Source organism: Neobacillus sp. BP17 (genome assembly GCF_059579525.1).
Genome location: NZ_CM184198.1, coordinates 3,233,388 through 3,245,976, shown reverse-complemented (window position 1 = coordinate 3,245,976; position 12,589 = coordinate 3,233,388). Strand labels below are relative to the sequence as shown.

Genomic DNA, 12,589 nt, shown 5'->3' with positions numbered 1-12,589 from the left:
GGGTTATTTTTTTGCTTATTTTAAATTATTCTATGTGAACAATTCATCAATATATTGATGAGCATTATGTGGAAGAAATAGAAAGCATGTTTACGCGTACTAGACAAGAACCTTATATATGGGAAAGCCAGCAAGAAATCGAGATTGATCAGCAGGATGTACATAAAGAAGCAGAGTATTCCTTAGTCAATCTATTGGACGAACTTGATGAATCTTTTTCCGAACGGCTGCTTCGTTTCATTGATGAAAAAGGTATGACAGATGTGGAAACATATAAACGAGCGAATATTGACCGGCGATTATTCTCCAAGATTCGGAATGAAAGTGATTATACTCCGAAAAAGAAAACCACGATTGCGTTTGCTGTTGCTTTAGAGTTAAACGTGGAGGAAACGATTGATCTTCTAGCCACTGCTGGTTATACTTTGTCACGGAGCAATAAATTTGATGTGATTATTGAGTACTTTATTCAACAGGCAAATTACAATATTCATGAAATCAATGAGGCCTTATTTGCTTTTGACCAGCCATTACTTGGCGCATAAAAATGTCGCTTTTAAAGCGACCATTTGGTTTTGAATATTTGTTATCCTTTGTTTATCATAAAGCGGAGGATGATAATCATGAAAAGAAATCTAACAGAATTAGTATTTATTTTGGATAAAAGCGGCTCCATGGCAGGTCTTGAAGCGGATACCATCGGCGGATATAATGCGATGCTGAAGAAACAGCAAAAGGCAGAGGGCGAAGCTATTGTAACAACTGTGTTGTTTGATCACGATTACGATTTATTACACGACCGAATCAATGTAAGGGGCATTTCTCCTATTACTGAAAAAGATTATGAAGTCGGCGGCACCACTGCGTTATTGGATGCGATTGGTTTATCGATACAAAAAATTGTGAATGTACAAAAGAGAACCAGAGAGGATGAACGTGCCGAAAAAGTACTCTTCGTGATTACCACGGATGGGATGGAAAATGCCAGTCGTGAATTCACAGCGGACAAAATCAAAAAAATGGTTCAGTGCCAAAAAGAGAAATTTGGGTGGGAGTTCTTATTCTTGGGTGCCAATATCGATGCCATTTCAACAGCTGCGCGATTTGGTATCGATGAGGACTTCGCTGTTGAATACCACGCGGACGGTGAAGGAACGCAATTAAATTATGAAGCGGTAAATGAAGCTGTGGTTAACCTTCGCAGTGGCAAAAAGATTGATCGAAGCTGGAAAAAAGACATTGAAAGGGATTATAATCGTCGTTCGAGGAATGTTTAATTTACTATAAAGTTTAGACACCTTCTGTGATGACAGAGGTGTCTTTTTTTCTTCCATAATCACTTTCCGTGATGTAAATCACAATTTTTGATTTTAATTTACACTATAATGATAGGAGAAATTACTTTACATAAGAAAAAGAGGGAATAAATGATGACAATTGTATTGGAACAGGATAAAGTGAATGAGTTAGTTGACCGTTTTTATGATAAGCTGCTAAAAGATTCCTACTACATTAACATGTTTAATGAAAGAAACACGGATATCGAATTATTGAAGGAGCGGCAAAGAGTATTTATCAACCGACTAGTTGCGGGGGAATCTGATCAGGAACAAGGGAAGCAAGTCTCACAAGTGAAAGAACGACACCCATTTCAAATCGCTCCAGATAGAGCAGCAATCTGGTTTGGTAAATTGAAAGAGACGATGGATGAAATGGACATGGATGATAGTGTAAAAAAACAACTGACTGAGAAAGTCGATTTTTTGTTGAATAAGATTATTAAGTGAATCCCGAATTATTCATTGTAATAAATGGATGTTTAAGCTCTTGTTAATTTAACAAGGGTTTTTTTGCTGTATGGATAGAAAATAGTCTTTGGTGCCTGACACCATTATATTTGTCTTGTATGAGAATTTCAGGAAAATTTTGGTTGATTTTTCAGGTGGATATAAGCTAAAATTTAAATAAACCGGACGGTCGTTTTTGAATGTTTCACATATTATAAATAAATAATTATTAATTATAAAGGCGGAGATAAAATGCCCCCAATAGTCTCTGATGATTATAAAGAGAAAAAGAAAAAAGAAATCTTATCAAGTGCGTTTGTTTGCTTTGCGAAGAAAGGTTTCGAAGTTGCTACGATTAATGATATCGTGGAACATTCCGGTATTAGCAAAGGTGCGATTTATAATTACTTTCAAAGTAAAGATGAAATTTATCTTGAATTAATGAGTACAGAAACGAGTCAAACTTACGATGAACTGAATCAGGAAATATCTAAAAAGACATCAGCTATAGAAAAATTAAACTACTTGTTCGAAATATACTTAGACCTAAATCCTTTTATCGAAGAAAATAAAGCACGTTTTTCAGTTCACTTAGAGTTCAAGCTTCACTCTTCAAGGAACAAAGAATTAAAGGAACGTTTACGCAATCGCAGGCAAACATATTTTATTTCGCAGGTCACTGATATTCTTAGAGACGGGCAAAAGTCTAGTGAAATAAAACAAGATGTGAAACCCCAAATATTTGCTGATCTTTTTTGGTCGATGGTTGATGGAGTGGTCTCACAGACTATAGTATACGAAGATTATCCCTACCATGAGGTATTAAAAGAAATAAAAAAAATGTATATCCTAAGGGTAAAAGAAATATCTGAGCAATAAGGCAAGCCCCTCTAATCGGCTTGTTTTTTGCACGTATGAATTGCTGATAATATCAGGAACAAATAAAGAATAATTGAACCATTATATAAACCGAACGGTCGTTTTTTATATTTTTTGTGTGAGAGGATGAACTAAATATGAGAATGTATGATTACCAAACTATGATGGGAATTAAACAACAGGAAGTGGAAAAAAACGCCAAGTCTGCATGGATGTATGTTAATAACACTCCAAAACCGCAAGATGAAAGCATGTATGGCAAAAAATCTTTAAGGAAGAGATTGGAGAATTTTTTAGGATTATCGAATTAAAAAATAGGTTATCGCAAGATACAACTGAATAAATGGTGAAAAAGCTCCTGTTGCTTCAAAAAATTAATCATAAACAAGGAAAGTTCTTTTTATTTGACCGATTTAGTGAAAATTAGTGCTAGTTAGGGTTAAATTCTTGGGAAAAAATAGACACCATCCAATTCAATGTATGGTGTTTATTTTTTAAAAATTTTATAAAAGTTTAAGGATAACGAACTGAATCAAAGTTAAAAACGTTAAAATAGTAAAATTATATAAACTGAATTTGATTAAATACCTTTTACTTTCGGTTGGATTTGCCTGTATAAATAGTTTGTAAGAAATTACACTGGCCAATGAGGCAACAATTGTCCCGAGTCCGCCAATATTCACTCCTAATAATAAAGGTTTCCAATCAGTTGTGAATTCTGCCAATAGAATGGAGGCTGGAACATTACTGATAAACTGGCTTAAAAAAATTGAACTAAAATAGACGGACGTAGTATCTTTTAAACTTGTATTGGCAAATGCTTGTAATGTATTTGAATTGGATATATTTCCAATAAAGATAAAAAAGCAGATAAACGTTAACAAAAGTAGATAATCAATCTTTATCAATAATTTTACATTTAATATGATCACGGTTATCAAAGTTAGCACAAAGGCGACTTGGTAACTGACCACTCCAAAAATTGAAGCAACGATAATTGCTAGAACCAATCCCCAGACTGCTAGCTTTTTCCAATCGTCTATTGGCACTGGATTTAGAACAACTTTTAATTCTCTATATTGCATTCTTTTTATAAGGAAAAAAAGAGAACTAATTCCAAGGACAGCCATGAATAGAACCGTCGAAAAAAATGGAAATGGCCGGATTCCATAATGCGAATAGATGAACAGATTTTGCGGATTACCCATTGGAGTTAAACTACTACCAATGTTTGCTGCAATGGTTTGAAAAATTATCGTCTCCATCATGGGCATCTGGGTTTTCCTACTGACCACAAGTGTCAAGGGTACAAATGTAAGCAGCGCCACATCGTTTGTGACAAACATTGAGCTAAAAAAACATAACAATATCAGAATTGCTGAAACAGAGCGGCTGTTATTACATTTATTAATAACAGCAATTGCGAATTTGTCTAGGAATCTTAATTCTTCTAACGCCTTAATGGTTAGCATCAAGCTAAATAAAATAACTAACACTTGAAAATTGATATACTCCAGTTTTGGAGGATAAATTAAACAGCTTGTCGCAGCTAATACAAGAGAAACTGTAAAAACAATGTCTTTTTTTAGAAAAGCAAATTTCAACTTGAGTCTTTTGTTTTCTTGAATTAATACAGATTCTTTCACAGGGCACCACCGGTAGTTAATAGAATATAACAACTATATGATTCTACCATGCCCATTCATAGTTGGAAATAAGAAAATACCAAAGGAATATATCTTTAAATACCTGTTCAGTGGGAACAACAAAGAAGTGCCTGACACCTTCAAATGAATGGTGTCAGGCACTATCTAGTTTTTAGTATGATTATTTAAACCTATTAACTTTGCTTTGCTTTCATATAAACCTCTTCGAAGGGCTGAATTACGACAAAGCCTTCACCTTCGAACTTCATTTGAATAGATTCTCCGCTCCCTCTGCCAAAGAATGTTTTCAAACTGATATCGGTTTGAAATTTAGGTTGAAGATTGCCAGACCACGCAACCGTTGCGTTTGGATCGGTAATCACAGGATTTCCAGGTGATACCCTTAAGGTGAGTGGTTCATAATGGGCAGTAAAAGCGATCAATCCACTTCCTTCACATCGAACATTAAATAAGCCTCCTGACATCATCCCTGCAATTTTCTTCATTAATTTTATTTCCCATTTAATACTTGGTTCAAATGCAAGTAAATCATTGCCGTTAATGTAAATAGATTCATTTTGCAAATTTAGAATAATAATTTTCTTACCGCTATCGGCTAGATATAATTTCCCCTTTCCATTGGCCTTCATTAACGAAGCACCTTCTCCGGTGAGCGCCTTTTTGAACGCGGTTCCTAGTCCGTGTTCTAGCATTCCTTCGCGGACAAATTTAATTTCCCCTTGGTAAGAAACCATCGATCCCGCTTTGGCCCAAACTTGACCATCTAGATTTACTTCCAACATCCGAGGAGTCTCTAATTCAAAAAGACCCTGTCCCTTATCTACCTGCTCCGATTGTTTGATAAATTCTTCAATTGAGTATCTGTCCACTGCTCCCACATCCTTCCCTCTCTATAACGACGAGTTCTATTCTATTTTGTTTCATATATATGGAAGAAACTGAAACTTTATCCTTTTATTCTTCCATGAGCGCGCCTGGAATTTCAAAATATGGAAAGACACAAACTAAAATGAATAAAAACATTGTAGACAACTAAATAATATTTATATTCAGTGAGAAAGTCCTAAGATTTCAAGCATCGTGTTCCATCTCTTTCTCCTGATACAGGAAAACCTTATATTTAAGTTATTAAAGATATCTATGACAAATGTCGTAAAGGAGTAATGATAATGGAAAATGAAAATCAGTATGTTGCAGCTTCACTATCACCCAATTTAATAAATGAAATTCAATCACTAGAGGAAAAGCTAAGTGAGCAAGCTCATAAAAAAGTAGTGGTTATCGCATACGAAAATGATAATAATTAGTTAGGTGGATATCTTCAGGAGAAATAGGATACTATTTCTTTTTTATAAGTCGGAATCAAATATTCGCAATAAAAAGCAAAAACCTTCATAAATTTTGAAGGTTTTTCTTTATCTTATCCTTTTAATTTAATAAGTACAGTGGCTAATTGTTATTAAAGAAAAACCTAATTTCAAAAGTTAGGTTTATTCGTGAAATTAAGACTAGGACTTCGATTTTAGACGTCTTAGTTTAATAAAGATTATCACTTCAGATACAAATCAGTTGGATATGCACCACTAAAACAAGCGATACAACGACTGCTAGTATCTGCCAGATCTACATCGACAGCCTCTAATAATCCCTCGGTACTTAAAAAGGCTAATGAGTCTGCTCCAATCACACTTCCCATTGCTCGTTCATGCTCATGTTTGTTCGCAAAAAGTTCTTCTTTGGTTGGCATATCCACTCCATAAAAACAAGGATTTTTTACCATTGGGGAACTAATTCGTACATGGACCTCTTTTGCACCTGCTTGACGAATCAATTGAACAATTCGCTTGCTTGTCGTTCCACGTACAATCGAATCATCAACAAGCACGACCCGCTTATCCTCGAGAATTTCACGAACAGCACTTAATTTTAAACGAACGGCCAAGTCGCGTAATTCTTGGGTTGGTTCAATAAATGAACGACCGGCATAAGGATTTTTGATGATTCCCATTTCATATGGAATTCCTGATTGTTGGGCAAAACCCATGGCTGCAGGGACACTTGATTCTGGAACAGCAACAACAACATCAGCAGGTGTAGGATGTTCTTTTGCTAAAATCTGGCCTAATTCTTTTCGAATGGATAAAACACTTCTTCCATGAATCACACTATCTGGACGAGCAAAGTAAACAAATTCAAAGGAGCAAAGGGAAACGTCACCTTTAGCAGCAAATCTGCCTGTTTTAATTCCCGTCTCGTCAACAAGAAGCCATTCTCCCGGTTCAACATCCCTCCAGAACTTAGCATCCACCGCATTAAGTCCACATGTTTCTGAAGACGCGACAATGGATTCACCAATTTTTCCGAGGCTAAGGGGACGTAAGCCATGACGATCTAGGGCAATCAGCATTTGTTTATCTGTCATGATCAGTAAAGCAAAGGAACCGTCAATCCGCTTAAGAACATCCGGTCCTGCCTCATCAAAATATTGTTTACTGGAACGCGCTATTAAATGAGCGATAATCTCAGTATCAGTGGTTGTCTGAAAAATGGCACCCTGTTGCTGGAGAACCTTCCGCTCAACATTGGCATTTACTAAATTCCCGTTATGGGCAACGGCCAAATTGCCCGCACTGTACTTAAATACAAGAGGTTGTGCGTTTTGTAGTAAACTTGCACCAGAAGTAGAATATCGTACATGACCGATGGCCATATTTCCACTTAGTCCATCAAGGATCTCACGTGAAAATACTTGGGTAACTAATCCCATTCCCCTATGATGCCTGAATGATTTTCCATCACTAGCCACAATTCCTGCACTCTCCTGGCCGCGGTGTTGAAGTGCATGAAGTCCATAATATGTTAAATGGGCTGCTTGAGGGTGATTAAACACTCCAAATACACCGCATTTCTCCTTCATTTCTGAATCCATATGTGTATTCCTCCCGTTAATTTCATTTCATTATTTTTGGCGAAAGCAGAATTTTTATCCTTTTGATTGTCTTGTTGAAATTGTATTAGCTTTGTAAATAATAGAAAATTTTTTGATTAAAAAAGTATTTGAGTGCATTTCAGGAAAACCTAACATTATTAAAAGTTTAAAAAAGGATGAAGGAGGAAAAATGCTTTGACAGTCATTAAACCCTGCTCAACGATTGGTATCTTAGGGGGTGGCCAGCTAGGAAGAATGATTTCAATTGCTGGCAGAAATATGGGATATCGCTTCATTACTTTGGATCCGACACCTAACTCATCATGTGGACAAGTGGCAGATCTTCAAATCACAGCTCCCTATACTGAGCTCAAAGCAGTTAAAGAACTTGCCGATTCCTCAGATGTGGTTACTTATGAATTTGAAAATGTAGATTCTACTATAACATCTATTTTAGAAACTACATCCTTTGTACCTCAAGGAAGCGAACTACTCAAAATAACCCAAAATCGTATCTTGGAAAAATCTACCTTAAAGTCCTTTGATGTGAAAGTAGCACCTTTCTTTGTCATAGGTTCGGAAAATGACTTCGAAACGGCAATCGATCGTATGGGATTCCCTTACATAATGAAAACAGCTACAGGGGGTTACGATGGGAAAGGGCAATGGGTTATAAAAAGCAGGGAGGACATTCCCATTGCGATCGAGGCTTGGCAAAATGCAGGGATGGACATGATCATCGAGCAATTTATCCCGTTCTGTAAGGAATTATCCGTGATTGTTGCGCGAAATATCCAAGGTCAAACTAAGACTTTCCCGGCAGCTGAAAATATCCATATTAATAATATCCTGCATCAGTCCCTCGTTCCTGCAAGAATTAGCGATGAGCAAAGAATTCAAGCGGAAACGGAAGCATTAAAAATAGCTGACTCCTTACAAGTAGTTGGATTAATTGCGATCGAAATGTTCCTTACGAATGATGGTGAAATTATCGTAAATGAGTTAGCACCAAGACCTCATAATTCCGGGCATTATTCAATGGATGCATGTATTACTTCTCAATTTGAGCAGCATATTCGGGCAATATGCGGACTGCCTTTAGGAGATACTACTCTTTTAAGCCCGATTATCATGGTTAATATTTTAGGTCAGCATGTAAATAAAGTGCTAGATAAAATTGAGCAGTTACCACCAACAGCCAAACTACATTTATACGGCAAAAAGGAAAGCGTAGAAAACAGGAAAATGGGTCACATTAATTTTTTAGGTTCAAATCTCGAGCAAATAGACAAGCAAATTCAGGATCTTGGAATTTGGTCATAAGGGAACGTGGATTAGAGTCGTTCTGCTAAAATCATAACCAACGAGTGAAAAGAGTGAAAAAATAATGGAAAAATTAGAACAGCTTTACGAAGGAAAAGCAAAAAAAGTGTACAAAACATCAGAATCAGGAAAGTATTGGATTGAATATAAAGATGATGCTACTGCCTTCAATGGAGAGAAAAAAGGTCAAATTGCAGGAAAAGGTACTCTAAATAATGAGATTAGTGCGATCTTCCTAAGTTTGTTAAAAGAGAAAGGTGTGGAAAATCATTTTATTAAAAAGATTTCATTAACAGAGCAGATTGTTCAGCAAGTAGAGATTATCCCGATTGAGGTTGTTGTTCGAAATATTGCGGCGGGTTCCCTTGCAAAAAGACTGGGATGGGAGGAAGGGAAGGAACTGCCGGGAGCCATTGTGGAATTTTACTATAAGAATGATGAATTGGGAGACCCTTTGATTACCAATGATCACATTGCCGTTCTTGGAATCGCTTCAGAGATAGAATTGGTTGAACTTCGTAAACAAGCCCTAAAAATCAATGAGATTTTAAAAGAGTTTCTTTTAAACAAAGATATTATCTTAGTTGATTTTAAATTAGAGTTTGGAAAAACCCCAGCTGGCACTATTATCTTAGCGGATGAAATTTCACCGGATACGTGTCGCTTTTGGGATGCCCAGTCAAAGGAAAAGTTAGATAAAGACCGATTTAGGAGGGATTTAGGAAACGTTGAGGAAGCCTATCAAGAAATACAACGGAGAATTGGGGGTAATGTCAATGTTTAAAGCAACAGTATATGTAACCTTAAGAGAAAGTGTACTAGATCCACAAGGGAATGCCGTTCATGAGTCGTTGCATTCTCTTGGATATGATGAAGTTGGAGATGTACGAATAGGGAAATACATGGAGCTTGAAATTAATAGCGATGATCAAAAGGCGGCAGAAGAACGAGTAAAGGATATGTGTGAGAAACTGTTAGCCAATACCGTAATTGAAGACTTTCGGTTTGATCTTACCAAGCAGGAAGGATAGGAGGGGAATAGGATGAACTTTGCTGTACTGGTTTTTCCTGGTTCAAATTGTGATGTAGACATGTATAAAGCAGTGTTAGATACGATTGAACAGTCTGTCGAATATGTATGGCATCTTGAAACGGACCTATCAAAATATGATGCAATTCTTGTTCCAGGAGGGTTCTCCTACGGGGATTATTTGCGTCCAGGGGCTGTTGCGAGCTTGTCTCCTGTTATGGAGCAGGTGAAAATAGCCGCTGAAGAAGGGAAATTGATTCTTGGTGTCTGTAATGGGTTTCAAATTCTAACAGAAGCTAATCTTTTGCCAGGTGCTTTACGAAGAAATCAACGGTTAAAATTTCATTGTGACTTCATTGATTTAGTAGTAGAAAACAACCAAACTCCGTTCACATTAGACTATCAGGAAGGAGAAACGATACGTATTCCGATTGCCCATGGCGATGGTAATTATTATTGTGATCAAGAGACATTGGATGAATTAGAAAAGAACAATCAAATCGTATTCAGGTATAAAGGGACGAATCCAAATGGGTCGATTTCTGAGATTGCAGGGGTCATCAATGAGAGAGGAAATGTTTTAGGATTAATGCCCCACCCGGAACGTGCGGTTCATAAATGGCTGGGAACAGATGACGGAAAACGTATGTTTTCATCTATTTTAAGTTACTGGAGGAAACAATATGGTACAGCATAAAGAACCAACTCCTGAGCAAATTGCCCAGCAGAAGGTCTATCGGGAAATGGGATTAACTGATGAAGAATTTGATAAAGTAATTGAAATCCTTGGGCGGAAACCCAATTATACGGAAACCGGCATATTTAGTGTCATGTGGTCCGAGCATTGCAGCTATAAAAATTCGAAGGTAGTTCTCAAACGTTTTCCGACATCCGGCCCGCACGTCTTACAAGGCCCTGGAGAAGGAGCAGGTATTGTTGATATAGGTGATAATCAAGCAGTGGTGTTTAAAATTGAAAGCCACAATCATCCTTCCGCCATTGAGCCTTATCAAGGTGCTGCAACAGGAGTTGGCGGGATTATTCGTGATGTTTTTTCCATGGGTGCCCGTCCAATCGCTTTATTGAATTCGCTGCGTTTTGGTGAACTTGATAATCCAAAAACGAAATATATCTTTGAAAATGTGGTCGCGGGTATTGCCGGATATGGTAACTGTATGGGCATTCCAACGGTTGGCGGGGAAATCTACTTTGATGCTTCCTATGAAGGGAATCCCCTTGTAAATGCCATGTGTGTTGGTTTAATCAACCATGATGAAATTCAAAAAGGCGTCGCAAAAGGAATTGGTAATCCCGTCATTTATGTTGGAGCGGCTACCGGCAGGGATGGAATTCATGGAGCTACCTTCGCTTCAGAAGAATTGAGTGAAAATTCCGAAGCGAAACGTCCAGCCGTCCAAGTGGGCGATCCTTTTATGGAAAAATTGCTGCTTGAGGCCACTCTTGAATTGATCGCCTCTGGTCATGTGGTTGGGATACAAGATATGGGTGCGGCAGGGTTAACCAGCTCCAGTTCTGAGATGGCCAGTAAAGCGGGAAATGGAGTTGAATTGGATCTTGATCTTGTTCCACAGCGAGAAAAAGGTATGAGTGCTTACGAAATGATGCTCTCCGAGTCACAAGAAAGAATGCTGGTCGTTGCGAAAAAAGGAAAAGAAGGGGAAGTAAAAAAGATATTTGATAAATGGGGACTCCACTCTTCTGTGATCGGTAAAGTGACAGATGATAACCAACTCCGTTTACTTCACATGGGAAAGATCGTGGCGGAAATCCCCGCGGACAAGCTTGCAGAAGATGCGCCAGTGTATTGTAAGCCATCGAAAGAGGCGCCGTATTACAAACAATATTCATCCATAGACATAACTGCAACCATCGAAGAGCCAACGGATTATAATTCTGTTCTGCAGAAGCTTCTAGCATCGCCTACGATTGCTAGCAAAGAGTGGGTATATCAACAGTATGACTATATGGTTAGAACAAATACCGCTGTCATACCTGGATCGGATGCGGCTGTCGTTGCTATTCGTGGAACACGAAAAGCCCTGGCGATGACAACGGATTGCAACGGAAGGTATGTTTATCTTGATCCGTTTGTTGGAGGAGCAATAGCAGTAGCAGAAGCGGCCCGCAATGTGGTTTGTTCGGGTGCTGAGCCTTTAGCGATTACTGATAACTTGAACTTTGGAAGTCCGGAAAAGCCGGAAATCTTCTGGCAGTTTGAAAAGGCAGCGGATGGAATTAGTGAAGCATGCCGTCAACTCAATACTCCTGTTATTGGTGGGAATGTCAGCTTATATAATGAGACAAAAGGAGAAGCTATTTTTCCAACACCAACCATTGGCATGGTAGGGTTAATTAGGGATATCGAACATATTACAACTCAAGAATTTAAACAAGACGGAGATTTAATTTTTTTAATTGGGGAAACCAAGGCAGAAATAGGTGGGTCGGAATACCAAAAAATTATGACAGGGAAGATTGAAGGGCGCCCGCCTCAGTTAAACCTTGATTTGGAGAAGAAGATACAAGCTTTTACCCTAAAAATGATTCAAGAAGGATTGGTGCAGTCAGCTCATGATACAGCGGAAGGCGGTTTAGCAGTTGCTTTAGCAGAAAGTTGTATAAGTGGGAAAATAGGTGCCGAAATTCAAGTAACCGAAGACCTGCGAACAGATTTTAGCCTTTTTAGTGAATCTCAATCTCGAATCATTCTTTCCATTTCTCCGGAAAATGCCGAGAAGATTAAGAAAATCGCGAAACAGCAGGAGGTGCCACTAAAAGAAATCGGTCATGTGAAAGGCCAGGAACTTTCAATTTCACATAATGGTAATACCGTTATTTCTATGCCGATCATTAAATTGGCAGAAGCCTGGCGGAATGCTATACCTGCCATTATGCGTTCGGGATTATTAAAAAAGCTTAATATGCAGGAAATCTCTGCAAATTTACCGTAAAG

14 protein-coding genes are annotated in these 12,589 nt (G+C 37.9%); 11 read left to right on the top strand and 3 right to left on the bottom strand.

The window, feature by feature from the left end; genetic code table 11:
- Positions 1 to 86 precede the first annotated feature (86 nt).
- From AC4QJR_RS15725 to AC4QJR_RS15705, 5 genes are all read left to right on the top strand, one after another.
- The gene (locus AC4QJR_RS15725; RefSeq protein WP_496523433.1) at positions 87 to 545 is read left to right on the top strand and encodes a hypothetical protein; all 459 of its coding nucleotides are present in this window, start codon (positions 87 to 89) and stop codon (positions 543 to 545) included.
- A 78-nt stretch (positions 546 to 623) separates the two neighbouring features.
- Positions 624 to 1,277, top strand: a complete 654-nt coding sequence (locus AC4QJR_RS15720) for a vWA domain-containing protein (RefSeq protein ID WP_496523432.1) — start codon at positions 624 to 626, stop codon at positions 1,275 to 1,277.
- Between the two features lie 150 nt (positions 1,278 to 1,427).
- Positions 1,428 to 1,787 carry a protoglobin domain-containing protein gene (locus AC4QJR_RS15715; protein WP_375375867.1) on the top strand — a complete coding sequence of 120 codons (360 nt, stop codon included), beginning with the start codon at positions 1,428 to 1,430 and terminating at the stop codon, positions 1,785 to 1,787.
- A gap of 252 nt (positions 1,788 to 2,039) precedes the next feature.
- Positions 2,040 to 2,666, top strand: coding sequence for a TetR/AcrR family transcriptional regulator (locus AC4QJR_RS15710; RefSeq protein WP_496523431.1), 627 nt, complete (start codon positions 2,040 to 2,042; stop codon positions 2,664 to 2,666).
- A 137-nt stretch (positions 2,667 to 2,803) separates the two neighbouring features.
- Positions 2,804 to 2,977 carry a hypothetical protein gene (locus tag AC4QJR_RS15705; RefSeq protein ID WP_496523430.1) on the top strand — a complete coding sequence of 58 codons (174 nt, stop codon included), beginning with the start codon at positions 2,804 to 2,806 and terminating at the stop codon, positions 2,975 to 2,977.
- 192 nt (positions 2,978 to 3,169) lie between these two features.
- Here AC4QJR_RS15705 and AC4QJR_RS15700 read toward each other — a convergent pair whose 3' ends face one another.
- Both AC4QJR_RS15700 and AC4QJR_RS15695 read right to left on the bottom strand, forming a co-directional pair.
- Positions 3,170 to 4,312 (bottom strand): SLC13 family permease, encoded by a 1,143-nt coding sequence (locus AC4QJR_RS15700; protein WP_496523429.1) that lies wholly within the window; start codon positions 4,310 to 4,312, stop codon positions 3,170 to 3,172.
- Positions 4,313 to 4,506: 194 nt separating this feature from the next.
- On the bottom strand, positions 4,507 to 5,202 hold the full coding sequence (locus tag AC4QJR_RS15695; protein ID WP_496523428.1) for an AIM24 family protein: 696 nt from the start codon (positions 5,200 to 5,202) through the stop codon (positions 4,507 to 4,509).
- A 300-nt stretch (positions 5,203 to 5,502) separates the two neighbouring features.
- Here AC4QJR_RS15695 and AC4QJR_RS15690 point away from each other — a divergent pair, with 300 nt between their 5' ends.
- Entirely contained in the window at positions 5,503 to 5,640 is a 138-nt protein-coding gene (locus AC4QJR_RS15690; protein ID WP_180229983.1) for a hypothetical protein, read from the top strand.
- A 242-nt stretch (positions 5,641 to 5,882) separates the two neighbouring features.
- On the opposite strand, the gene purF is transcribed toward AC4QJR_RS15690, so the two are convergent.
- On the bottom strand, positions 5,883 to 7,262 hold the full coding sequence (gene purF / locus AC4QJR_RS15685) for an amidophosphoribosyltransferase (protein WP_496523427.1): 1,380 nt from the start codon (positions 7,260 to 7,262) through the stop codon (positions 5,883 to 5,885).
- 195 nt (positions 7,263 to 7,457) lie between these two features.
- Between purF and purK the strand changes: the two genes are divergently transcribed.
- From purK to purL, 5 genes are all read left to right on the top strand, one after another.
- A complete protein-coding gene (gene purK / locus AC4QJR_RS15680; protein WP_496523426.1) occupies positions 7,458 to 8,585 on the top strand; it encodes a 5-(carboxyamino)imidazole ribonucleotide synthase in 1,128 nt (375 codons plus the stop codon).
- A 64-nt stretch (positions 8,586 to 8,649) separates the two neighbouring features.
- On the top strand, positions 8,650 to 9,369 hold the full coding sequence (purC, locus tag AC4QJR_RS15675; RefSeq protein ID WP_496523425.1) for a phosphoribosylaminoimidazolesuccinocarboxamide synthase: 720 nt from the start codon (positions 8,650 to 8,652) through the stop codon (positions 9,367 to 9,369).
- Positions 9,362 to 9,616 (top strand): phosphoribosylformylglycinamidine synthase subunit PurS, encoded by a 255-nt coding sequence (gene purS, locus AC4QJR_RS15670; protein WP_098571856.1) that lies wholly within the window; start codon positions 9,362 to 9,364, stop codon positions 9,614 to 9,616. Before purC ends, purS begins: the two co-directional genes overlap by 8 nt.
- 12 nt (positions 9,617 to 9,628) lie before the next feature.
- Positions 9,629 to 10,312, top strand: coding sequence for a phosphoribosylformylglycinamidine synthase subunit PurQ (purQ, locus tag AC4QJR_RS15665; RefSeq protein ID WP_251458663.1), 684 nt, complete (start codon positions 9,629 to 9,631; stop codon positions 10,310 to 10,312).
- Positions 10,299 to 12,587 (top strand): phosphoribosylformylglycinamidine synthase subunit PurL, encoded by a 2,289-nt coding sequence (gene purL, locus AC4QJR_RS15660; protein ID WP_496523424.1) that lies wholly within the window; start codon positions 10,299 to 10,301, stop codon positions 12,585 to 12,587. Before purQ ends, purL begins: the two co-directional genes overlap by 14 nt.
- Positions 12,588 to 12,589 lie beyond the last annotated feature (2 nt).